The organism is Streptomyces sp. UNOB3_S3, assembly GCF_020740895.1.
GTDB lineage: Bacteria > Actinomycetota > Actinomycetes > Streptomycetales > Streptomycetaceae > Streptomyces.
Window position 1 is genome coordinate 1 of the sequence record NZ_JAILXP010000032.1, and the last position, 21,659, is coordinate 21,659.

20 protein-coding genes and 2 pseudogenes are annotated in these 21,659 nt (G+C 71.5%); 7 read left to right on the top strand and 15 right to left on the bottom strand.

Translation table 11 applies throughout. The annotated features are described in order from the left end of the window. Positions 1 to 60: 60 nt before the first annotated feature. The 4 genes and pseudogenes from K6I33_RS05805 to K6I33_RS05820 all read right to left on the bottom strand — a co-directional run bounded on the left by K6I33_RS05805 (position 61) and on the right by K6I33_RS05820 (position 3,465). The gene (locus K6I33_RS05805; RefSeq protein ID WP_229348595.1) at positions 61 to 318 is read right to left on the bottom strand and encodes a lasso peptide biosynthesis PqqD family chaperone; all 258 of its coding nucleotides are present in this window, start codon (positions 316 to 318) and stop codon (positions 61 to 63) included. Between the two features lie 176 nt (positions 319 to 494). Continuing rightward, a complete protein-coding gene (locus K6I33_RS05810) occupies positions 495 to 1,718 on the bottom strand; it encodes a glycosyltransferase (protein ID WP_229348596.1) in 1,224 nt (407 codons plus the stop codon). A gap of 622 nt (positions 1,719 to 2,340) precedes the next feature. Then, a pseudogene (locus K6I33_RS05815) lies at positions 2,341 to 3,007 on the bottom strand (transposase); the annotation flags it as partial. Between the two features lie 53 nt (positions 3,008 to 3,060). Further along, positions 3,061 to 3,465 carry a hypothetical protein gene (locus K6I33_RS05820; protein ID WP_229348597.1) on the bottom strand — a complete coding sequence of 135 codons (405 nt, stop codon included), beginning with the start codon at positions 3,463 to 3,465 and terminating at the stop codon, positions 3,061 to 3,063. A gap of 185 nt (positions 3,466 to 3,650) precedes the next feature. Here K6I33_RS05820 and K6I33_RS36545 point away from each other — a divergent pair. Next, positions 3,651 to 3,797, top strand: a pseudogene (locus K6I33_RS36545) (transposase); the annotation flags it as partial. A 35-nt stretch (positions 3,798 to 3,832) separates the two neighbouring features. Here K6I33_RS36545 and K6I33_RS05825 read toward each other — a convergent pair. Beyond that, entirely contained in the window at positions 3,833 to 4,735 is a 903-nt protein-coding gene (locus K6I33_RS05825) for an SDR family oxidoreductase (protein ID WP_229348598.1), read from the bottom strand. Between the two features lie 140 nt (positions 4,736 to 4,875). Between K6I33_RS05825 and K6I33_RS05830 the strand changes: the two genes are divergently transcribed. The 3 genes from K6I33_RS05830 to infA all read left to right on the top strand — a co-directional run bounded on the left by K6I33_RS05830 (position 4,876) and on the right by infA (position 6,547). Next, positions 4,876 to 5,214, top strand: a complete 339-nt coding sequence (locus K6I33_RS05830) for a transposase (RefSeq protein WP_229348599.1) — start codon at positions 4,876 to 4,878, stop codon at positions 5,212 to 5,214. Between the two features lie 222 nt (positions 5,215 to 5,436). Further along, positions 5,437 to 6,234 carry a GNAT family N-acetyltransferase gene (locus K6I33_RS05835; protein WP_229348600.1) on the top strand — a complete coding sequence of 266 codons (798 nt, stop codon included), beginning with the start codon at positions 5,437 to 5,439 and terminating at the stop codon, positions 6,232 to 6,234. A gap of 88 nt (positions 6,235 to 6,322) precedes the next feature. Further along, positions 6,323 to 6,547 carry a translation initiation factor IF-1 gene (infA, locus tag K6I33_RS05840; RefSeq protein ID WP_229348601.1) on the top strand — a complete coding sequence of 75 codons (225 nt, stop codon included), beginning with the start codon at positions 6,323 to 6,325 and terminating at the stop codon, positions 6,545 to 6,547. Between the two features lie 69 nt (positions 6,548 to 6,616). Here infA and K6I33_RS05845 read toward each other — a convergent pair whose 3' ends face one another. From K6I33_RS05845 to K6I33_RS05870, 6 genes are all read right to left on the bottom strand, one after another. Then, entirely contained in the window at positions 6,617 to 7,990 is a 1,374-nt protein-coding gene (locus K6I33_RS05845; RefSeq protein WP_229348602.1) for an MDR family MFS transporter, read from the bottom strand. Further along, positions 7,987 to 9,297, bottom strand: coding sequence for an FAD-dependent oxidoreductase (locus tag K6I33_RS05850; protein ID WP_229348603.1), 1,311 nt, complete (start codon positions 9,295 to 9,297; stop codon positions 7,987 to 7,989). The genes K6I33_RS05845 and K6I33_RS05850 overlap by 4 nt, the downstream gene beginning before the upstream one ends. Continuing rightward, entirely contained in the window at positions 9,294 to 10,664 is a 1,371-nt protein-coding gene (locus K6I33_RS05855) for a cytochrome P450 (protein WP_229348604.1), read from the bottom strand. The genes K6I33_RS05850 and K6I33_RS05855 overlap by 4 nt, the downstream gene beginning before the upstream one ends. Next, complete coding sequence (locus K6I33_RS05860) at positions 10,661 to 11,545, bottom strand: cyclopropane-fatty-acyl-phospholipid synthase family protein (RefSeq protein ID WP_229348605.1); 885 nt, start codon at positions 11,543 to 11,545, stop codon at positions 10,661 to 10,663. The genes K6I33_RS05855 and K6I33_RS05860 overlap by 4 nt, the downstream gene beginning before the upstream one ends. After that, complete coding sequence (locus K6I33_RS05865) at positions 11,542 to 13,539, bottom strand: prenyltransferase/squalene oxidase repeat-containing protein (RefSeq protein WP_229348606.1); 1,998 nt, start codon at positions 13,537 to 13,539, stop codon at positions 11,542 to 11,544. Before K6I33_RS05865 ends, K6I33_RS05860 begins: the two co-directional genes overlap by 4 nt. A 280-nt stretch (positions 13,540 to 13,819) precedes the next feature. Beyond that, complete coding sequence (locus tag K6I33_RS05870) at positions 13,820 to 14,509, bottom strand: TetR/AcrR family transcriptional regulator (protein WP_229348607.1); 690 nt, start codon at positions 14,507 to 14,509, stop codon at positions 13,820 to 13,822. 58 nt (positions 14,510 to 14,567) lie between these two features. Here K6I33_RS05870 and K6I33_RS05875 point away from each other — a divergent pair, with 58 nt between their 5' ends. Beyond that, on the top strand, positions 14,568 to 15,431 hold the full coding sequence (locus K6I33_RS05875; protein WP_229348608.1) for an SDR family NAD(P)-dependent oxidoreductase: 864 nt from the start codon (positions 14,568 to 14,570) through the stop codon (positions 15,429 to 15,431). A gap of 72 nt (positions 15,432 to 15,503) precedes the next feature. Beyond that, entirely contained in the window at positions 15,504 to 16,976 is a 1,473-nt protein-coding gene (locus K6I33_RS05880) for an FAD-binding oxidoreductase (protein ID WP_229348609.1), read from the top strand. Between the two features lie 22 nt (positions 16,977 to 16,998). Here K6I33_RS05880 and K6I33_RS05885 read toward each other — a convergent pair whose 3' ends face one another. The 4 genes from K6I33_RS05885 to K6I33_RS05900 all read right to left on the bottom strand — a co-directional run bounded on the left by K6I33_RS05885 (position 16,999) and on the right by K6I33_RS05900 (position 20,039). After that, a complete protein-coding gene (locus K6I33_RS05885; RefSeq protein ID WP_229348622.1) occupies positions 16,999 to 17,505 on the bottom strand; it encodes a GNAT family N-acetyltransferase in 507 nt (168 codons plus the stop codon). Between the two features lie 74 nt (positions 17,506 to 17,579). Beyond that, entirely contained in the window at positions 17,580 to 18,179 is a 600-nt protein-coding gene (locus K6I33_RS05890) for a 2'-5' RNA ligase family protein (RefSeq protein ID WP_229348610.1), read from the bottom strand. Positions 18,180 to 18,211: 32 nt separating this feature from the next. Further along, entirely contained in the window at positions 18,212 to 19,492 is a 1,281-nt protein-coding gene (locus tag K6I33_RS05895; protein ID WP_229348611.1) for a cytochrome P450, read from the bottom strand. Positions 19,493 to 19,577: 85 nt separating this feature from the next. After that, positions 19,578 to 20,039: a hypothetical protein gene (locus K6I33_RS05900; RefSeq protein ID WP_229348612.1), complete on the bottom strand. Its 462-nt coding sequence runs from the start codon at positions 20,037 to 20,039 to the stop codon at positions 19,578 to 19,580. Positions 20,040 to 20,261: 222 nt separating this feature from the next. Here K6I33_RS05900 and K6I33_RS05905 point away from each other — a divergent pair, with 222 nt between their 5' ends. Beyond that, positions 20,262 to 21,608, top strand: a complete 1,347-nt coding sequence (locus K6I33_RS05905; protein WP_229348613.1) for a xylan 1,4-beta-xylosidase — start codon at positions 20,262 to 20,264, stop codon at positions 21,606 to 21,608. Positions 21,609 to 21,659 lie beyond the last annotated feature (51 nt).

Sequence of the window (21,659 nt, forward strand, 5' to 3'; positions counted from 1 at the left end):
GGTGTGGGCGGCGGGGCAGCGGAGGGCGGGTTCCCGGAGTGTCCAGGATCTGGCGGGGGCTCATGGGGCGGCTACCAGGTCGGCGCGGGTAAGCTGTTCGAGCGGGGAGTCGACATCGGCTGTGGCCCGGTCGTGGGTCACGGGACGGGTCCGGGTCAGCTGATCGGCGATCTGTCCGGGAGTGAAGCCGTCGAGCAGCGCCTGGAGGACGGTCGCCCCGGTCGCGTTCAACTTCCCGTACCGGCCGGTCCGTTCCTCGAGCAGGACCATCCCGTTCTCGGTGGTGCAGCAGGTGACGTCAGGGCGCAGCCGGCTCAATGGGGCACTCCTTCGCCCTGCAGCACCACGCCAGGGACGGCCACGACCTCGGGCACACGGCCACCTCCCGCAACAGGATGCAGCGCGTCCGCGTGACGCGGAGAAGGTCACCGGCTTCCACCCGTGAGCCCCGGCCCGACGCCGGACTCGACGCCGGAGCGGGGCTTACGCGTTTCTCAGCCGACCGTGTCGAACAGCAGCTTCGCGGCCACCGCCGCCCCATCGGTACGGATCATGCCGGCCACGGTGGCCGCCCGTGCGCGGGTCTCCGGGGTCAGGGCCGTCTTGAGCGCGGCCGACAGGGACTCGAAGGTCGGGGTCGGACCGTCGTGCGCCGCGCCGATGCCCAGCTCGGCCACCCGGGCGGCCCAGTACGGCTGGTCGGCCATCTGCGGGACCACCACCTGGGGCGCACCGGCCCGGGCGGCCGTCGTCGTGGTGCCCGCGCCGCCGTGATGCACGACGGCGGCCACCCGGCCGAACAGCGCCTGCTGGTTGACCTCGCCGACCACGAAGCAGTCGTCCCCTTCATCGGTCGGCACCAGGCCGGCCCAGCCGCGGGAGAGGAGTACGCGGCGGCCCTGGGCGCGGACCGCCTCGATGACCGCCCGGGCGGCGTCCTGCGCGTCGCGCACCGGCATGCTGCCGAAACCCACGAACACCGGTGCCGTGCCGGCGTCCAGGAACGCCTCCAGATCGGCGGGGAGCGGGCGTTCGTCCGGACGGATCCACGCGCCGGTCTGCACCACGTCGAGGTCCGCCGGCCGCACCCACGGGGCCAGGGCCGGGTCCGCCGCCAGCCACGGACGGTCGGTGAAGACGTGGTCGCGGACGTCGTCCACCGGGGGCAGGCCGACCGATGCCCGGTGAGTGTTGATCCCCTCACCGAACAGCTCGTTCAGGACCTCCGCGTTCAGGTCCCACAGCACCTGGTTGTCGGTCACGTCCGCCGGGAGCGGCCGGCCCGGCCAGGCGAGCGGCGGGTGGTGCGGCGACGGCAGGTAGTTCGGGAAGAAGGCCACGAACGCATAGGGAATGCCCAGCTTGTCGGCCACCGACCGCGCGGCGGCCGCGGCCGGTAGCAGGCCGGTCGCCACCACCACGTCGCATCCCTCTGCCACTGCGGCGACCTGCTCGTACGTCTCGGCCACCATCCGGGCCGCGCGCTGGGGCAGGGTCTCCGTCGGCTGTGGCTTCGCCCCGGTCACCGCCTTGGCCGCCATCTCGCGCAGCGGCCGGCCGAGCGGCACCAGCGGAAAGCCGAAGCCGTCCAGCAGCTCCGCGAAGTCCGGCGGCGCGCACACTCGTACCTCCGCGCCGAGTTCCCGCAACCGCGTCGCGAGCCCCACCATCGGTTCGACGTCCCCACGCGACCCGTACGCCAACAACAACACACGCATTCCGCGACCCCCATGGCCTCGTCTTCTGGCTTCGATGGGCGATTCTGCGCCACGACCGGGGCCTTGCCGCAAGCCCCCCGGTGCGTTATATGTTGATCATGGAAAGGGGTGGGTGCTCCTCCTTTCGTCTTACGCGTTTCCGCGGCGGTTCAGCAGCACGGAGCCGTGTCAACGACTCCGTCCGGGCCGGTGGCGCCTGGGCCGGGCAGGGGCTCGAGCCCTGGCTGACGGCGTCACCATTCAGGGCGTGTTGGGGGCGCTCGGCGCGTCTTGCACGTCCTGAGTGGTGCCTGTGCCCCCGTGCACGGGCATATCGTCGGCGGGCCGGGCGGGCCCGACCATGGCCGGTATTCGACGGGGCCACCGCGTCCCGCACCGGACAGAAGGGGTCTGCCATGCGTGCGCTGAAGACCAGGAGAACCGCACTTGCCTCAGCAGCAGCGCCGCTGCTGCTCGCGGCGGCCTTCCCTCCGGCAGGGCCGGCAACCGCCGCCCGCGCTGTCACAGTCGACGTCCTCTGCAAGGGTCAGGAACAGGACACCTTCACCCTGTCCTGTCTGACACCGTTCTTCACCGGCCCGACCACCCTGACGTTCCACTGGAACAACGGCAGGTCCAGGGCGACGGCGGCCTCGTGGTGCTCGGCTCCGGCAGCGGGCCGCAGAGTGATGGCGGTGATCAGGACGGTCTCGGCTCGACGGCGAGGTGGGCCTTGAACCCGTCCTGCTGGTGGCTTCGGGTCGTATGCACGTGCCGGGCATCGGGGTGAACAGTGGAGACCATCCGGTCGTAGACGGTGCGGCGGGCGATGCGCCACCGCCCGTCGGTGCCGTCGGAGCCGTCGGCGGGCTCGACGTCCTGCCCAGCCACCAGGGCCAGGATGCCCACGGCATCGGCCGCCCGGGGACCTCGCGGATGACGTGGCCGACTGCGGCGGTCGGCTGGGGGACCGTGTCCTGGGTGGCCACCGCGTCCTCCAACACCGCCGAGTCCAGCGCCCGCCGATGCCTTCCCCTGAGGACACCGGTGACGGCCACCACCTCGCGCACCGCGTCGAAGATCCGGTCCGGCTCCCGGGAGCGGGCCAGGCGGCGCCGGAAGTACGCCAGCGGGGAAGGATCGAATGCCCGGTCGTTCAGCCCCAGCCCGCACGCGGCTGTCCACCGTAGATCGCACCGCAGGTGCACGACGGTCTCGACGGCCGACAGCCCGTGCAGGGTCTGCAGTACCACCGCACAGGCCAGCCCTACCCGTACCCCCGGCCCCGAGCCGACTCCGCGTCCCGCCGGCATCCAAGGGGACTCCGTCTGCGCGCATCACCTGCAAACGGAGTCAGGTGCCATTACGCACGGTCCGGGTGGAACCAATCGGACCAGCCCTGCCCCAGGCGCTCTCGGACCTTCATCCAATCCTGGCCATCGGTCCCGGTCACGAGGAGAAAGGTGGCCAGGCCGCCATCGCGGGTGCGGGTGTCATCCACCTTGACCCCGCTCTTCACGACACCTCCCAACGACACCCAGCCACCCCACCGGCCACCGCTGGTCCAACGCGTCCATACCGCCTGGTCGGACGCGACCAGGAACTGTTCCTTCTCCCCACCCGGAAGCGCGTGACCGGTCACCCCGTACTCACAGATGTAGACCGCACCACCCTCCCCCTGACACTGACGCGCCTGGGCCGGAGCAGCAGACACCGCAAGTCCCGCCACAACAGCGGCCATGACGACCGCGGCCTTGATCCTCTTCATACTGAAAACTGTTCCTTCACTCATGCGCCGACGGCCTGCCGTGAAGGGGGTCCCGGCAGGCCATCCGCACTGCAACCAGCTGCAACCCCGGATTCTCCAGTCCGCCACTGACGTTCTGCTGACGTTTCGCTCACGCCCCGGGGCCCAAGATCAGACGGCAGGCGACTGGCCGCACCACCGTCCTGCTGCCGCCGGGCGGCCGGCACCATCAGCGCAAGGCATGGTTCACCGCGAAACAGTGCACCATCTGCCCGCTCAGGTCACCGTGCACCACGGCCAAAGGCGGCCGTGTCGTCACCTGGCGCTCGCACCACCACCTGCAGGAAGCCGCCCGGCAGCAAGCCGCCGGGACGAGTAACGCGTCGGGTCAGCCCGTGACAGTACTGGCCGAGTGCTTCGCCCGCCGCAGGCGATCATCTGAAAGGTCGGATGCGTGGTCTGCGGCCCACTGTGCCAGTGTGCGGCCCGGCCTGCCCAGGACTCGTTCGACATCGGGAAGAAGCTCGGGCGGCTCTTCCGCGTACTCGGCCTGATAACCCAGGAGGTATTCGGCGATGTCCCACGGCATCCCGGCCGTGATGTACGCGGCGCGGGCCTGGCCGTACGTCAGCGGCTCGAAGTTCAGCGGCCTGCCCAGGCCCTGGGCGATCGCCGCGGCCTGCTCCCGCTGGGTGAGCCGCTGTGGCCCGCTCAGCGAGTACGCGTGCCCGGCGTGGCCGTCCGACAGAAGCGCGGCTGCGGCCACTTCGGCGATGTCCGCCTCGTGGACGGGGACACCGAGTGCGTCGGGGAAGGCGCTGCGCACCGTGCTCTCCGCGCGGATCGACGCGCCCCACATGTCCAGCTTGTTACTGGCGAACTCGCCCGGCCGGATGTGCGTCCATTCCAGACCCGAGGCTTCGATGACCTCCTCGACGTCGCGCAGCATTTCGTAGCTGCCGGGCCGCCGAACGGTGACGGCGAGGCCGGAGAGGTCGACGATGCGCCTGGCCCCCGCGCCCGCGGCGAGCTTCATGAACGCGCGGGCCTGTTGTGTCGCGCGTTCCGGGTCGAGCGCTCCGGACAGGTAATAGACGCCGTCCACACCGTCGAGTGCCGTCGCGGCTCCTGTGAGTTCGGTGAGGCTGCCCGGCACCACCTCGGCGGCGTCGGGGAGGCGGGCTTCTTCCGGGTTCCTGGTCAGGGCCCGCACTCGCTGTCCGGCCGCGAGCAGCCGGTCGACCAGGACGCGGCCGACCCTGCCCGTCGCGCCCGTTACGAGAATGGTCATGGGTTCCCCCTCGTGGTTGGTGCCGGATTCGTCGGTGGGCTGCCGACGATAAGCCCACTCGGCTCTTGCGCGCATATGAGCTCATGTCTCATTTGGCGGATCGGCGGGGTGCCCCGTCACGGGTGCGTACGCTCACGGGAATGGAGGCACTCGCTCAGCGCCTGGTCCCCGACGAGATGTGGGCGGCGGCTCGTCCGCTCCTGCCAGCCCCGCCGCCGCGGCCCCAGGGCGGTGGCAGGGCGGCGGCTGACGCGCGCGGGGTCATGGTCGCCGTCGTCTACGTGATCACCAGCGGTTGTGCGTGGCAGCAGTTGCCCTCCTCGTTCGGGGTCAGCGTGCCTACGGCCCACCGCTGGTTCACCCGCTGGAGCGGTGCGAATCTGTGGCAGAACCTGAGCGAGTCGACGTCCGATATCCCGGCGCTCGCCGCCTGGACCAGGACGATCCACGAGTGTGCGGCACACCGCTTCCACCGCTGAGAAACTCACCAAACGAGACAGGGCACCCCCGGCCCGGCTTTAAATGGGTTGGGCCGAGCGGTCCCCGCTGGTACCGTCTGGGCAGCCGTGAGAGAACGCGAGGAGGTGAGACCCATGAAGGCTGTATCCGTGTGGGTGCTCCCCCTTTTCGTCACGGTGGGCGATTGACGTAGGTGTCGCCTGGGAGCGCCTCGGACAAGGCACTCCTGAGAGGCAACACCAATGAACTTTGCGCATTCCATTTCGGGCGCGGGCGACCACGCGGTTGCCGTCACGCGGGTTTCGGACACGCGGTGGCGCGCCGTGGAGGACGACCGGGTGGTCGGCAGCGGCGACGCTTCGCGCCGGCCCGACGGGCGGCTCTTCATCAGCATCGACGCATGGCACGAGGCGGCCTTCGACCGCGTGGCCGACGCGATGCTGGCGGACCTGCCGACGCCGCTGTACACCGTCGTCGACGAAGCCGATCACGACTCGAGGTCCGCCTGGGAGCGGGCCGGCTTCGCCGCCGCGCGCCGCGAGTGGGGCTATCTCGTGCCCACCGAGCCGCGGGTCACCGGGCTCGGCTCGCCGCGGCCCCCGTCAGGTGTGACGATCGTCCCCGCCGGTGAGGCGGAGGAGGGTCCGCTGCGCGCCCTGGACCGCGTCATCCGCGACGAGGTCGAGGCCACCGTCGGCTGGCGGACGATGCCGGCCGAGGTGCTGCCACGCCCGGCGGGGACCACCGTGGTCGACCCGTCGAAGTACACGGTGGCGCGGCACTTCGACCAGTACGTGGGACTGGTCCGGGTGGCGCCGGTGACCCGGCAGCCACGGATCGGGCTGATCGCCGTCCGGGCCGACAGGCACCGTCGCGGCATCGCCCGGGCGCTGCTGGCCCACGCGCTGGGCTCACTGCACCGCTCCGGGACCGCTTCGGCATGGGCCGAGGTGAACGAGTCCAACGCGGCGGCCACCGCCCTGTTCGAGAGCATCGGCGCCCGGCGCGCGGCCGGCACCCTGGAGCTCGTCCGTCGCTGACGCGCCGCCACACCACAACCGCGGCTGGCGCGCACCGCATTCGTTTCCTGCCGAATACACCGTCACAGAACGGGAGAGTCGAGAGACCATGACAAAAACAGCAAAGGGCATAGAAGTCGAAGGCACCGTCATCGAGTGCCTGCGCAACGCCACCTTCAAGGTGGAACTCCAGAACGGGCACACCGTGCTCGCCCACATCAGCGGGAAGATCCGGAAGAACTACATCAAGATCCTCCCGTACGACCGGGTGCTCGTGGAACTCAGCCCCTACGACCTCACCCGCGGCCGGATCCGCTACCGGTACAGGGCCTGACGGAAAGGAACCGGCCGGGCCTGGCGACGTTCACGCATACGGGCGCCGGGCCGGCCGACGCCGTGATCCTCACTGTCGTTCGGACAGTGGTTCCTCGCGCATCGCGAGCGCCAGCACGAAGGCGACCGCCATGAAGGGGACGGTCCACTCGAAGACGGTGTGGAAAGCCGAGGCGCTCTCCGCCGCTCCAGGACGCGGGGAGTGGAGTCCGGCGGTGAGGATCGCGCCGAAGAGGGCGGTGCCGAAGGCGCCGCCGAGCGTGCGGCAGAAGTTCAGTACCGCGGTGGCGGAGCCCACGTCCTCGTACGCGACCGTGTTCTGGCCCGCCAGCAGGGCGACCTGGATGAAGAGGCCGAGCCCCACTCCGGTGACCGTCAGCGGGACGACCAGCCACAGGGCCGTCGTGTGCGGCCCTGCACGGCTGACGACCGCCATCGCGCCGCCGGCCAGCACCGCGCCCGTCACCGGGTAGAGCTTGTAACGTCCCGTCCTCGCGATCACCGGCCCTGACAGGGCCGCGGCCGCCACCATGCCGAGCAGCATGGGGATGACGAACAGGCCTGCCCCGAAGGCCGACTTGTGCTGCACCATCTGCAGGAACGTCGGAACATAGAGCATGGCCGCGAACAGCACCATCCCGGTGATCAGGTACTCGGCCGAGGCCAGGCTGAAGACCGGCCGGCGGAAGAGCCGTGGCGGTGTGACCGGCTCGACCGCCCCGCGTTCGACGAACAGGTACAGGGCCAGGGAAGCGGCCCCCAGGGCGATCAGTGCCAGGATGACGGGTGAGCCCCACGGGTAGCGGTGCCCTCCCCATGTGGTGACCAGCACGACGGACGTGGTGAACACGGTGACCACCAGTGTCCCCAGGACGTCCACCCGGCCGGCGGGGGTCTCCGGCCGTGGCAGACGGAGCCGCAGCGCGACGACCGCGAGGGCGACGGCGCCGATCGGCAGATTGACGTAGAAGATCCAGCGCCACGACAGCCCGTCGGCGAACGCGCCGCCGAGCAGCGGCCCGGCGACGAGCGCGAGCGCGGCGGCCATACCCAGAAGCGCCTGCTGCCGGGCCCGCTGTCGCGGTGCCGCCAGATCGCCGGTGATGGCCATCACCAGCGAGGTGATGCTGCCGCCGCCTATGCCCTGCAGGGCGCGGCTCAGGGCGAGGTACGGCACGCTGCCGGCTGTGGCGCTGAGCAGGGAGCCGCACAGGAAGACCACCAGGGAGAGCTGGAAGATCCCCTTGCGTCCGTACATGTCACCCAGCTTGCCGAAGACCAGCGTGGTCACGGCGCTCGTCAGCAGATAGGCGGTCGCGATCCAGGAGACGTCGCCGGTGGTGCCGTGCAGATCCCTGCCGATCGACGGCAGGGCGGTGGTCACGATCGTCTGGTCCAGGTTCGCGACGAACAACGCCAGCATCAGGGGCAGTATGACCGTCATGGCGTGCCCAGCGGCGGTGGGTGTTCCGGGTGGGTGCGGTTGCGGCACATCCACCACAACCAGGCCGCGTAGTCGGCGCAGGCCCGCGCCGGGACGTGCCATCCGGTGCGGGCCTCGCGGGTCCGGAGACCTTCGCACAGGGCGTGTGCGGCGACGTGCAGGACGGCACCGGCCAGCGCCGTCGTCCGGTGTTCCTCGGCGCACAGCACCCGCATCATGCGTTCGCGCTCGACGACGCTGTTCCGCAGGACGGCATACATACTCCCGCGCAGCTCGGCCGTGGGCCGGCCGGGGTCGCAGAAGATGCGGTGCAGGGCCGCGGCGAGGTGTTCGCCCGCGCGGCCCGCCGCACGCCGGCGGCGGCCGTGCTCGGCGACGCTCCTGGCATGTGCGAGGCATTCGGCGTCCCGCAGCGCGAAGGTCAGTCCGGACGCGGTGAGCGGATGGCAGGTGCCGACCGCGTCGCCCACCAGGGCGTACGGGCCGCGACCGTGGCAGCGGCGCGGGCGCAGCCGGTTGGCGGCCCATTGGACGTCGCCGTGCCGCAGCGCGTCGTGCAGGGCTTCGGCCATGTCCTCGGGAAGGAAGGGCGCGTAGGACCGGTGCAGGTAGGCCAGCAACGGGCCGGAGCGCAGCGGCAGCAGAGGAACGTCGAGGGTCAGCCGGACGGTGTCACGGTCCAGCCGGTAGGCCAGCACGGGGCCGGGGCCGCCCGCGAAGACGTGGCCATAGCCCTCCCTCGGCAGCGGCACACCGCGTATCACCACTCCTGCCGTGCGCGAGACCATGGTGGGAGGAGCGGGTGCGGGGCACAGCACGTGCCGGATGAGGGATGCCCGTCCTTCGGCTCCGACGACGCGCCACACGCGGGCGCGCCGTGCCGGGCCGGCGCCTTCGGTGTATGTGACGGTGGTGTGCTCGACGGACCGGGCCCGGGCGCCGAGGGCCAGGGTGATGCCCGGGTCGGCGGCCACCCCGGCACGGAGGGCGGTGACCAGGTCCTCGTGCCGGATGGTGGCGGCCGGCCTGCCGTCGGGGCAGGGGAGCATGATGGGCGGACCGGCGTCCTCGGGATGCAGGACGAAACCCTGGGCGGAGGTCGTGCGGTCCGCCGGCAGGTCGACGCCCAGCCGGCGCAGGGCGTCGAGCCCGGTGGGGTGGATCCACTCCCCCGCGAGCCGCGCCGGAGGCCGGTCGGCCGCCTCCAGCAGCAGCACGCTGAGGCCGCGTCGCGCGTGCGCGAGGGCGGCGGCGCAGCCCGCCGGTCCCGCGCCGATGACGGCGACGTCGTAGACGGCGGGGTTCATGGCTTCCTGCGGTGGTAGCGCAAGAGGCAGGGTTGGCGGGGCGGGTTGAACAGGGACAGGCGGGCCGGACGGACGTCGGTGTCGACGAGTTCGAGGTCGAAGTCGCGCAGGAGGGCGCTCCAGAAGACCTTGACGCTCTGCTGGGCGAAGGTCATCCCCAGGCAGGGGTGGCGTCCTCCGCTGAAGCCGATCAGCGGGGCGGGCGTGGCGCGGTGTTCCGCGTGGCGGGCGTAGCGGTCGAGGTCGTAGCGGTGGGGGTCGCGGAAGACCTGGGGCAGCCGGTGGGAGGCCGCCGGGGACACGATCACCATGCGGCCGCGCGGCACCAGATGGCCGCCGATGTTCACGTCCCGGGCCGCGGTGCGCAGGATGGAGTGAGCGGGCGGGTGGAGGCGTTCCGCTTCCAGCAGGCAGTACCCCAACCAGTCCATCTCGTGGAGCGTTTGCAGCGTGGGAGTCGTCGGTTCGGCGAAGAGCGCGTCCTGTTCGGCGCGTACGACGGGCAGCCACCGGGGGTGCTGCAGCAGGAGGATGCCCGTCCACGCGGTGTGCACGGAGGTGGTCGCGTAGCCGCCGAACAGCAGGCCCATGGCGATGGCGGCAGCGGCGTCCGCGTCCGTCGTGGTGCCGTCCGGCCGGGGAGTGCCGACGATCGTCTCGAACAGGCCGTGGTCGAGACCGCGCGGGCGGTCCTCGGGCGCGATGTCCTTGATCGTGCGGGTGAGGGTGGCCCGGGCACGGTCCCTTCGGCGGTAGGCAGGCATCGGTGCCCCGGGCGCGACCGCGAAGGACAGGTAGAGGGCGGACTCCAGTCGCCCCAGCAGGTCAGGGAGGGCCGATCCCATGGCTCGTCCGTACCGGGGCCCGATCAGGCAGTGGGCGGTGACGAGCGCCGTCACCTCGCGGGCGGCCGTGACGATGTCGACCTCGCCGCGCCGGCCCCAGTCCGCCGTGTACCGCTCGACCTGTTCGTACATGGTCGTCACATGCCGCGCCATGGCCTCGCGCCGCAGAACCGATCGCGTGACCTTCTTGTGCCAGGCGATGAGTTCGGGGGGATCGTCGAACAGATGGCCCTCGCCGAACACGGGGATGAGACGGGCCTGCATGTACTGGCGGTTGAGTTCGCTGTCGTCGTGTCCCAGGACGGCGGCGTTGAGGTGCGGGCTGCAGAAGGAGGCCACCTTGGTGCCCAGGATGGTGAAGGTGATGGCTTCACCCAGCGCGGCGTGGTGGCGCAGCAGGAATTCGCCGGGGCCGCGGAGAAAGGGCAGCGTGTGGCCGATCAGCGGGAGGCCACCGGGCACGGCGGGCAGCGGCCGGGCCGTGTCCATGGGTGCGGGGTCCGGTGGGCGGTCGGCGGTCACGGCCCCTCCTGCGGGCGGCGGGCGTGCCAGTATCCGATGAAGAAGGCGCCGCTGCGGGCGCCCTCGCACATCGCTCGGGCGCCGTCGGTCATCATCCGCAGCAGGGGCGGCAGCTCGTCGCGGGGCGGCAGCTCCGCGACGAGCTTCTCGAGCAGGTCCCAGTTGGGTGCCCAGTCACCGATGTCCTGGCCGTCGCTGACGTGGATCTCCGTGAATCCGGCGGCGGTCAGGGCCGAGCGGAGCTCGTCGACCGTCGCCAGGGCGGACAGGCCGTGGGCCCGGCAGATGGCCTCGGCGGCCTCGTCCGCCCACGGCCCCGGGGCACGCATCCAGTCGTAGCCGGTCCACACCGCGCCCGGGCGCAGTACGCGCGCGACTTCGCGGTGGGCGCGGGGCTTGTCCGGTACGTGGCACAGCGCGTCGAAGCTGTAGGCGGCGGTGAAGAGCGAGTCGTCGAAGGGCAGGGAGGTGGCGTCGGCGACGCGGAAGGAGGCCCTGCCGTCCAGCCCGCGCTCGCGGGCGTTGTCCTGGGCTTCCCGGACGCGGTCGGCCACCAGGTCGATCCCGGTGACCCGTGCGCCGGTGTGCGCGGCGATGGTGCAGGCGGGGCCGCCGACGCCGGAGCACAGGTCCAGCACGAACGAATCGGCTGTGAGCCCGGCCCGGTCGGCCAGGTCCTTCTCATGGGCCTCGGTCGCCTCCTCGCGGCTCTGCCCGGGGAGGTAGCAGGCCATGTGCTGGGAGGGCCCCCAGCCGTGCCGGTAGACGTCCCCGACCAGGGCGAAGTACTGCTCCACCATCGCGGGGTACTCGTCGCGGCGGCGCCGGGGGTCGGCGACGAAGGCCTGGAACTGTGCTGTCGCGTCGGTCTCGGTGCTCATGCCGCTCCCTGTGGTGTGCCGGACGCGGGAGGGTCCGGGGTGGGTGAGGTGACCGCACGGAGGTAGCGGCCCAGGGCCAAGGTCGCGAAATAGAGCGAATACAGGCGGTAGTTGAGCATCATGGTGGCGAAGAAGACACCGTTGACCTGGTCGTCGCTCCAGGAGCCGTCGGGCCTCCGGGCGGCGCACAGCCATCGGATCCCGCGCGCGACGGACGGGTGCCGGGGGCCGAGGGTGTCCAGTCCGGCCAGCACCGCCCAGCTGGTCATCTCGGGCAGGCCGTCGTCGAGCGCGATGTAGCGGCGCTCGGCGCAGCTCCGCCAGTCCTCGCCCCATCCCCCGTCCGCCAGTTGTGTGGCGGCCAGCCAGTGCCCCAGGGCGCGCAGGGCGGGATCGCCGGGCGGGGTGCCCGCCGCGCGGAGCCCGCGGGCGGCGTGGAAGGCGGCGTAGGTGTAGTTGATGCCCCAGGTGCCGGCGAAGGATCCGTCGGGGTTCTGGGCGGAACGCAGGAAGGCGGCTCCCCGCTTGATCGCCGCGCCGGCCCGCCGGCGTCCGTCCGGAGGGAGGTGTTCGCGCATCCGGGCGAGAGCGGTGAGCGCGGAGCCGGTGCAGTCCACGGACGACGAGTCGACCATGCAGTGGGAGAACATCTCCGTCGGGTTGAGCGCCTCCAGCCACCTGCCCGCGCGCTGTCGGTCGAGCGTGCCGAAGCCGCCGTCTCGGTTCTGCCGGTCGAGGATGACGTCCAGCGCGGCGGGCAGGGACCACGGCGGGAGGTCACCGGGACTCCCGGCGTCCCGCACACTGAGCAGCGCGTTGACGGCTTCCGCCGTGCAGTCGCCGACCGGCCAGCGGCTGTCACCGTCGGAGAACGCCCAGCCGCCGATCACCGTGCGCAGGGGCGGTACCAGCCCCGGGTACGTGGTGACCTGGGCGTCGCGCAGATATGTGGACGCCCGCAGTACCGCCGGCCCCACCGGGCCCGGCCGGTGCTCCTCCCCCGATGCCAGGAGAGCGCTGACGGCGAAGGAGGTCTCCCACACGTTGGTCCGGTCGCCGCAGATGCGCACGCCCTGTTTCTCGTCCGACCAGACCCAGTACTCCAGCTTGGCCACCGCCGCGTCGAGCAGGGGGTCATGCGGGTCCCGCGCGAACAGCACCAGGCATTCCGCCAGCGCGTTCACCGAGGACAGGCCGTGGACGGGTGACGCGTGCTGCTCGTCGACGACGGCACGGTGGCAGCGTTCCAGGGCGGCACGGCGCAGCCGGCGGCTGTGCACGCGTTCCCAGCCGCGCACGCCCTGCTGGAGGACGCGGAGGAGGCGACCGCGCGGGACGACCACATCGGGACGGCGGTCGGCCGACGGGCCCGGTGCCGTGCCGGGGAAGAGCTCACCGCGGAGTTCGCCGGCCAGGGGTCCCAGGTCCGCGCGGAACCGTGTCCCGTAGAGGTAGCTCATGGCCTGGTAGAGCATGCGGGTCCAGCCGAGCAGCCGTTCCGGGTGGAGGGGCGCCCAGCGGGGCAGCAGCATCGCCTCCGGCGGGAACGGGGCCACCTCGCGATACGGCACCAGCCCGAGCACCGCCAGCCAGAACATCCCCCACTGCGGAACGGCCGCCCGCGTCCCGCCCGGCCGCGCGCCGAGCCACTTCCCGGCGTCGGCGGCCGGCGGATCGTCCGGCCCCAGGCCGAGCAGGCGAAGCGCCACATAGGCCAGCACGGTGGCGTACGGCGAGGGCGGGCCCGCGGGGTGCATCCCCCAGCCGCCCTGCGGGGTGCGCGTGTTGCGGAAGTACGTGATCATCCCCTGCCGGGACGTCTCGTCCGGCGGTAGCCCCAGGATCCGCATGACGATGACGTACTGGGAGAGGATCGTGCTGTTCCACTCCATCTCCCCCTCCCAGCAACCGTCGTCGGCCTGAAGTCCGAGGAGGCGTGCGCACGCGGCGTCATACGCGGCGCGTACGTCCGGAAGGGGATCACCGGCGTTCATCGAGAAGCACTCCTTCCGCTTGCGGCCGGGCGACGAGCGCGAGAAAGAGGAGAAGAAGGAGATAAAGAAGGTACGGAGCACGCCAGTTGGGGACTCCCGTGCAGGTGCCGAACTGGATGTGCTGTGGTGTTGCGTGTGGTGTTGCACACCGAGTGCACGGTCTGAATCGCCCCCGCACTTATGTATGGCCGCTTCACCGGAAGCGGAACGGCCATTCATCTGGGCGGGTGATAAATACGCCTGGCCGTGCGATAGCCGTGCGAGCGGTTCCGGCCTCCGCCTACTCGGCTTCGTTGCCGTTGCCGGCGCTGTAGCCCCGAAGCATCGCGCCGAGGATGTCGGTCAGCCGGGGGGCGACGTCGACGACGGCGTGGGCGAGGTCCGGGTCCGACTCGTAGAGGCGGCGCAGTTCCGTTCCCGGGGCGGCCATCTGCCACAGGGCTCCGGCCATCGCCGTGGCCGTGGCGACGACATTGCCGGCCTGCGCCGGGCTCAGCGCGGCCACCCGGCGCAGCGCCTCGCCCACGGCCGTGACTTCGGCGATGGCGGTCACCTTGAAGGACCGGACGCTCTCCAGCGAGACGTTGCGCTCCAGGTTCATCGGCGTGTGAGCGAGCAGGTCGCAGAACAGGGGCCTCGCCACCAGCGACTCGGCCAGCAGACCGGCGACGGCGTGCGCGGGGTCCTCGTCGCCCTTGCCGGGCGGGTCGGCGGCGAGCCGCTCGCGTACCGCCTGCGACCACTCCACCCAGCCGGCGGCGGCCAGGCGCAGGAAGATCTCCTCCCTGGTCTCGAAGTAGCGGAGCATCGCCGACTTGTGCATGCCGACCTCTGCGGCGATGTCGGTCAACGTCACCGGCCGGATGCCGTTCGCCGTGGCCAGACGGGCCGCCGCGTCGAGGATCGCGGCCTCGCGGGCGCGCTTGGCCTCGGGGCTCCGGGCTCTTGTGGACTGACTGCGGCTGGCCATACGGACATCCTAACGCAACCAGGTTGCACTATTAACACAACCGTGTTTTGCTATCTGCATGGCAACCCAGACGTGGTTCATCACCGGTTCCTCCCGCGGCTTCGGCCGCTCCCTCGCCGTCGCCGCCTTGAAGGCGGGCGACCGGGTCGCCGCCACCGCCCGGAGGCCGGAACAGCTCGCCGACCTCGCCGAGCTGTTCGGCGACAAGGTCCTCCCGGTCGCGCTCGACGTGACCGACCCCGCCGCGGCCGCTGCCGCGCTCGACGCCGCCCGTGACCGCTTCGGCCGCATCGACGTGGTCGTCAACAACGCCGGCTACGCGAACGTCGCCCCGGTCGAGACAGCCCCGGAGGACGACTTCCGCCGCCAGTTCGAGACGAACTTCTGGGGCGTGTACAACGTCTCCAAGGCGGCACTGCCCCTGCTGAAGGCACAGGGCGGCGGCATCGTCGTCCAGTTCTCCTCCATCGGCGGCCGGGTCGGCGGCAGCGCCGGCCTGGGTTCCTACCAGGCGGCCAAGTTCGCCATCGACGGCCTCACCCGCGCGCTCGCCGCCGAGACCGCGCCGTTCGGCATCCGCTACCTGGTCGTCGAGCCCAGCGGCTTCGCCACCGACTGGGCCGGCTCCTCCATGGAGGTCCAGGACGTCCCGCCGGAATACCGGGCGACCGTCGGCGCCTTCCACGAGCGGGCCCGCGCCGGCGGGATGGCCGGCGACCCGGACCGTGCCGCCGAGATCCTCGTACGCGTGGTCAAGCGCGACCACCTCCCCACCCATCTGCCCCTGGGCGCGACCGCCGCCCGGATGGCGCTCGACCACTCGCGACGGCAGACCGCCGAGGCCGAAGCCTGGCAGGCCGTCTCCGTCTCCGCCGACTTCGGCACGGAGTACCCCGTCGAGCTCCCGGCGGATGCCGCGTAGGCGGCGACGGCCCAGCGGCAGGACGGCCCGCTCTGTCTCGTTCGCGGCCTTCCGCTCGGCACGCCCGTCCTGTTGTCTTCCGGAATGGTGAAGGCCAGGACAGCCGATGTGGTGATCGTGGGGAACGGTGCGCTGGGCCTGTCGGTCGCCGTCGAGACGGCGCTGCGGGATCCGGCTCTGCGGATCACCGTGGTCGGACCGGGGACGCGCCCCGGTTCCGCTTCCGTGGCGGCGGGAGCGATGCTCAACTGCTTCGCCGAGGTCACGGAGCGTACCGGTGAACATCCCGCGTCCCGCGCCAAGTTCGCGCTGGCTCGGGAAGCGGCCCGCCTGTGGCCGAGCTGGCTGGACCGGCTCGCGGAGACAGCACGGGACGCGGTGGTGCCGGTCAGGAGTGCCCGGGGCACGCTGGTCGTGCTGGGTGCGCGCTCCACGGGAGACGGCGCGGGCAGCATGCGGGCGATCCGCGCGACCGCCAAGGAGCATGGCGAGCCGTTCCAGGACGTGGATCCCTACGGCATCGGCTGGCTGGAGGCGGAGGCGGGCGACCAGCCCGTGGACGCCCTGTACTTGGAGAACGAGGGGATGGTCGACGCCCGGTGTCTGCTCACCGCCTTGGGTGCCGCCGCGTCCGGGCTCGGCGTCACGCGCGTCGCCGATACGGTGACGTCCCTGGTGACGGCCAAGGGTGTGGTCACCGGAGCCCGGCTGTCCTCGGGAACGGTGCTGCCCGCGGGAGCCGTCGTTCTCGCGGCCGGCGCGGCGACCGGGCGTCTGATCGAGCAGCTGCCCCCGGGCATGGTGCAGCCGATGCTGAACGGTACGGGCGTGGCGCTGGAGACCGAACGCACACGGGGCGAGACCGTGCCGTACGTCGTGCGCACGCCCACCCTCGTCGGCGGCTGCGGACTGCACGCGGTGCCGCTCGAGAACGGGGTCGAGTACCTGGGAGCCACCAATCACGTGTATCTCGACGCGCCTGCCGGACCCCGGCTGGGCACCGTCCAGGCGCTGCTGTCCGGCTGTATCGCGCAGCTCGACCGGAGCATCGCGTTCTCGGCCATACGACGCTGGCACTACGGTCTGCGGCCCGTCACGCTGGACACGTTCCCGCTCCTGGGTCGCGCGCCGATGCCGGGCCTGTTCTTCGCGACGGGCACCTACCGGGACGGCTTCCACTGCTCCCCGGCGATCGCCCGCCACTTGGCCGGGCTCCTCACCGAGGGCGGCACCGCGGGGGACGATTCGTACGCGGTCTTCACGCCCGGACGCAAGCCCATCGAGACGATGACGGTTGACGACGCGGCGGAGCGCTTCGCGGAGATGACGCTCCTCGTCGCGGTGGAACGCGGCATGAGGCTTCCGCACTTCCTCGACACGGAGCCGATCGCGGCGGCGTGCCGGCAGCGGGCACGGGAGTGCGTGGAACTGCTGGGCACCCCGGTCGCGCTGGCACCGGAGATCCTCGTCGCCCTGTCACAGGCCGACGCGGAACGGGTCCGGGGGGTGGCCGGCCATCTGAGTGCGTTGGGCACCCGCCCTTGACCGTCCCTCACGGCCCGGTATGTCAGAGGGGGCGGCACATGGCCAGGCGTGGCCATCGGTCCAGGCCGTGCGCGGCCTCCCGCTCACGGACCGTTCGCAGGCCTGGGCCCAGGGCATGCTCGGCGACCGGCTGGAAGCCGCAGCGCGCGTAGTACGGGGCGTTCCACGGCACGTCCTTGAAGGTGGTGAGGGTCAGTGCCGGGATTCCTTCGGCTTCGGCACGGCGTGCGAGGTGGTCCAGCAGGGAACGTCCGATACGTTGGCGCGCGCTCTCCGGACGTACCGATACCTGTTCGACGTGAAAGTTCCCGTCGATGTGTTCGGCGATGAGGTAGGCGACGGGAGTATCGGCCCGGTCGACGGCGACCCAGGCCATCCCGGCGTGCTGGTAGCGGGCGAGTTCCGTGATCGGCAGGGGCTCGTCGTCGGCGATCTCGGGCATGCCGATGTCCCGGAAGCATCGTCCGGCGGCCCGTTCGATGTCCTGGAGCAGGGGAAGGTCTTCGCTGGATACGGCTCGGATAGGCATCGGCATGACCACATTGTCCTGGCAAACCCGCCGTGGGTCTCCTGGTTTGTTGAGCCGTCGGACAGCGGACACTTTCAGTGCCTCTGTGGCGGGCGGACCTCGCCCGTGCCCAGCCTGATCACCGCCCTCGGCCGCATGGGCTCCTCACCCCGCCGCGAGAGCAGGACCACCTCCTCCACCACCGCCGACAGCGAGCCGAGCCGGACAGCGCACTCGTCGGCCAGTCGCCGCGGATCCCGGGTGCGGCCGAGTGACAGATGCGGGGTGAAGCGGGCACCACGACCACGACACAGCGGGAATCGCGCCCCCAGCGCCCGGTGGAGACGGGCCCACGCTGCCGGGTCCTCCGCAGCCGGGTCGAGCCATACCGTCGCGTAGGACCGGTGCCGGAAGTACCGCACACCCGCCAGCCGCGCCGTGAACGCCGCGCTTTCCGCCGCGCCGGCCGACAGCAACGGCACAGCCCGCTCGAACTCCTCCTCGGGCACGAACCCGAACAGCAGGTTCACATGCGGCGGCCACCGCCGGACCTGAGGATCATGTTCCCAGCGGATGTCCTGAATCACCGGCCAGAGCTCCTGCGGTGGCAACCATGCCACCGCCGTACGGGCCGTCGGCGCCACCTCGAGCACGTTCGCGGGCTCAGCCCCGCCGAAATCGGGGATTTCGTTCACAGTGTCATGATCCGTGCTTCGGTCGTGCCAGGTCAGCCGTGAGTGGGCGTGGCGTGCAGGTGGGCGTGGAGAGGGCCGTCGGGGTGGACGGTGATACCGAAGGCCGGTGCGGGCAGGGGGTGGTGGAGGGCGGGGGTGAAGGACGGCAGGAGATGTTCGAGGAGGATCGTCATCTCGTGCAGGCTGAAGTGCACACCGATACAGGCACGCGGGCCCACGCCGAACGGGTAATAGGTGCCGGGCGTCGGGCGGGGGTTGGGCGAGGTGAAGCGGCCGGGCCGGAAACCGTCGGGCTCGGGCCAGACGGCGGGGTCGCGGTGGGTGAGGTAGGGGCAGAGCAGGAGGGTGGTGCCGGCGTCGACCGGGTGTCCGGCGAGGGTGTCGGGTTCGGTGGCGTACCGGGGCAGGAGCCACGCGGTGGGGTAGAGGCGGAGGGTCTCGTCGAGTACGGCCCTGATCGCGGCGCGGCGCTCGGGTGACCCGTCGGGGCCGGCTTCCAGGACGCGCCGGTGTTCGTCGGGGTGTTTGTCCAGGAGGAGGAATGCCCAGGCCAGGGTGGCGGCGGTGGTCTCGTACCCGGCGACGAGGAGGGTGACCAGTTCGTCGCGCACCAGGCGTTCGGGCGGATCGGGCAGCTGGTCGGCGGCATCGAGCAGCGGGTGCAGGAGACTCGGGCCGGTGTGGGAGCGGGCGGCGGCGATGGCCCGCGCTGCGGCGTCGTCCACACGGGCCAGATCCGCTGCCAGGTCGGCCTGGCCGGGGGGCGCGTCGGGGGCGAAGGCGGGAAGCGCGTCGACGATTCTCCCGGCCGCCAGCAGATCGTGATGGTCGGCCTCCTCCAGGGGGAGGCCGGTCATCGAGGACCAGATGACGTCGAGAGCGAAGTGACGCATGTCCGCCACGAGATCGCGGGGCTGCCCGGTTTCGGCGCTGCGGGCCCATCGGCGGGCGACCCGTCCGGCGCAGCGTCGCATCGCCGGTTCGAAGACGCGGATGTTGCGGGCGGTGAAGTGGGGCTGCATCACGCGCCGTTGGGTGCGCCACTGTTCGCCGGTTACCGCGATCAGGCCGTCGCCGAGCAGAACGCGGGCACGGTGGGAGCGCTTGACGTAACTGTCGGGGTGGCGGGCCAGGACGTGGCGTACGGTGGCCGGTTCGGTGATCAGGAGTGCGGGCCGCCCGCCGAGGTCCAGGGGCTGGTCGGCGCCTCGGGTGTGGGCACGGCGCAGCAGTTCGATGACGTGCTCGCCCGGCCGGTGCCGTACCGGCTCTTCCGGTGGGTCGGCAAGGGGTGAAGCGGGGGGTGTCGTCAACAGGGTTCTCCAGGACGGTCTCTGCTGGACGAGCACACCGTAGCGGACAGCGATGCCTTTGCCGCGTTCCGCTGGGCCGTCCCCCTCACAGGGGTGATACGAAGTCGGCGGTGCTGTCGATCGCGTCCAGCCACGCCGGGCGGGCGCCCGTGCCGAAGGCGACCGCGAGCGCGTACCCGATGGCCACGTCGAGCGGCCGGACGTCCGCCTGCGGCTCCCACTCGGCTTTCGCGCGCCCGGTGATCCGGGTCCGGAACCGGCCGACGCGCCGGCCGTCCCTGACCAGCCGGCTCCGCCGGTACGAGTCCGGAACATACTCATAGGTCACCTCCCCGCACTGGACGGTCACCGCGTGGGAACGCCGGATGAGACCGGGCCGGCCCGGGAGCAGTACCACCGCGGCATCGTCGACACTGATCGTGAGCTCCTTGGCGACGCGGGTCCCGATCGGCACGTCCTTGTTACGACCGGCTCGCCAGTCGCGGGCGATCCTCACCCGGGGGATGGCGGGCCCGGAGACCACGAGAACGCCGTTTTCCCTGTTCAAGGCGATGGACGGGACGGTATGAAGAAGTTCGGAAGACATTCGATCATGATCCCAGACGCCTCCCGGCCCATCAGGCGATGGTTGAGCCCCCGGGGTGGCCAGGCCCTTGCTCCGGCAGCCGGACCTCGGTGAGTTGGGTTCTCCGGGGTCAGGGCGGCCGCCCGCCGTACTCCTGCCCCGCACCCGTGGGAAATCCGGACGATCACGAATACTCTGGTCGTCGTGGGGCCAAACGATGAGGTGTGGAAGTCGGCGCTGTCCGGCTTGGGGCGGTTGGGGCTCGGTTCGCTTTTCGGCGCGCGCGAGAGTGGGCCGGGGCGGGCAGACGGCACGAGAGGCGATCAAGCCGGGCTCCATCTGGGCCTGGGCTTCACGCACACCCAGTACAGCGCGGATCACGGCGTACCGGACGCCACGCGGCGGGCCGGCGCCCTGCTCTCCGCACAGCCCATGCCGCAGAACCAGCACCTCATGGGCTGGGGCGCGGAGAACCCCGAACCCGCGCCCGGGCGCTACGACTTCGAGGCGCTCGACCAGCGTGTCGCGCTGATGCGGGCCACCGGTGCGACTCCTCTCCTCACTCTGTGCGGCGCTCCCGACTGGATGAAGGGCGGGCGGAAGGGGCGTACCGACTGGTCACGGCTGGAGGCGGCTCCCGATCCCGGGCACTACGCCGACTTCGCGCGGCTCGCGGGCGTGGTCGCGCGGCGGTACCCGGACATCCGGCACTTCCTCGTGTGGAACGAGCTGAAGGGCTTCTACGACGAGGACAAGCGCCGCTGGGACTACGAGGGGTACACCGAGCTGTACAACCTCGTCCACGCCGAGCTGAAGCGGCAGAACCCCGACTGCCTCGTCGGCGGCCCTTATGTGGTGGTCGACCACGAGCCGCCCGGTGACGAGGACGGCTCACCGGAGGTGCGTGGCGTGTGGGGCGCGCTCGACCGGCGTTCCGTCGACGTCGTCCGCTACTGGAACGAGCACAAGGTGGGAGCGGACTTCGTCGTCGTGGACGGGGCGAGTTACACCCGTGAAGGGCACCGCACGCTCCCTGACGAGTTCGCCGCCACCGAGAAGTTCACCGACGTCACCCGTTGGTTGCGGAAGGTCACCGGGCTTCCGGTGTGGTGGGCCGAGTGGTACGTGGAGCCGCCCGCCGAGGACGACGGGCCGGGTGGCCGGGACGGCTGGAGTGAGCAGCACCGCACCGCCGTGCAGGCCGTCGCGATGATGCGGTTCGCCGTGGGCGGGGCCGCCACCGCCCTCTACTGGAACCCGCAGAGGGCCGACGACGACTGTCCGGGTTGTCTGTGGCGGAGCACCCACCTGGACGGAGGGGGCAAGGGGTTGCCCATGGCGCGGCTGCTGGGCCGGTTCGCCCACGAGTTCCCGCCGGGGACTTCCTTCCGCCGGGTCGCCGTCTCGGCCGATGCCGGTGCCCGGGTCCAGGCCCTCGCCCACGAGGGCGTCGTGCTCGTCGTCAATACCGAGCGACGGCAGGTCACAGCCAGGGTGGATGGACGGGACCTGACTCTGGCGCCGTACGAGGTTCGCTGGCTGGACGGTTGAGCGGGCGAGCCCGGCCGGTGACTGCGGCGCGTTCCGGAGGGAGTCGTGGCC

Bases quoted from the DNA above. Each gene is read 5' to 3' on its own strand.
- K6I33_RS05865 (WP_229348606.1), bottom strand. From the start codon at position 13,539: ATGAACGCCGGTGATCCCCTTCCGGACGTACGCGCCGCGTATGACGCC.
- K6I33_RS05820 (WP_229348597.1), bottom strand. From the start codon at position 3,465: ATGAAGAGGATCAAGGCCGCGGTCGTCATGGCCGCTGTTGTGGCGGGA.
- K6I33_RS05875 (WP_229348608.1), top strand. From the start codon at position 14,568: ATGGCAACCCAGACGTGGTTCATCACCGGTTCCTCCCGCGGCTTCGGC.
- infA (WP_229348601.1), top strand. From the start codon at position 6,323: ATGACAAAAACAGCAAAGGGCATAGAAGTCGAAGGCACCGTCATCGAG.
- K6I33_RS05870 (WP_229348607.1), bottom strand. From the start codon at position 14,509: ATGGCCAGCCGCAGTCAGTCCACAAGAGCCCGGAGCCCCGAGGCCAAG.
- K6I33_RS05860 (WP_229348605.1), bottom strand. From the start codon at position 11,545: ATGAGCACCGAGACCGACGCGACAGCACAGTTCCAGGCCTTCGTCGCC.
- K6I33_RS05825 (WP_229348598.1), bottom strand. From the start codon at position 4,735: ATGACCATTCTCGTAACGGGCGCGACGGGCAGGGTCGGCCGCGTCCTG.
- K6I33_RS05850 (WP_229348603.1), bottom strand. From the start codon at position 9,297: ATGAACCCCGCCGTCTACGACGTCGCCGTCATCGGCGCGGGACCGGCG.
- K6I33_RS05845 (WP_229348602.1), bottom strand. From the start codon at position 7,990: ATGACGGTCATACTGCCCCTGATGCTGGCGTTGTTCGTCGCGAACCTG.
- K6I33_RS05810 (WP_229348596.1), bottom strand. From the start codon at position 1,718: ATGCGTGTGTTGTTGTTGGCGTACGGGTCGCGTGGGGACGTCGAACCG.
- K6I33_RS05830 (WP_229348599.1), top strand. From the start codon at position 4,876: ATGGAGGCACTCGCTCAGCGCCTGGTCCCCGACGAGATGTGGGCGGCG.
- K6I33_RS05835 (WP_229348600.1), top strand. From the start codon at position 5,437: ATGAACTTTGCGCATTCCATTTCGGGCGCGGGCGACCACGCGGTTGCC.
- K6I33_RS05885 (WP_229348622.1), bottom strand. From the start codon at position 17,505: ATGCCTATCCGAGCCGTATCCAGCGAAGACCTTCCCCTGCTCCAGGAC.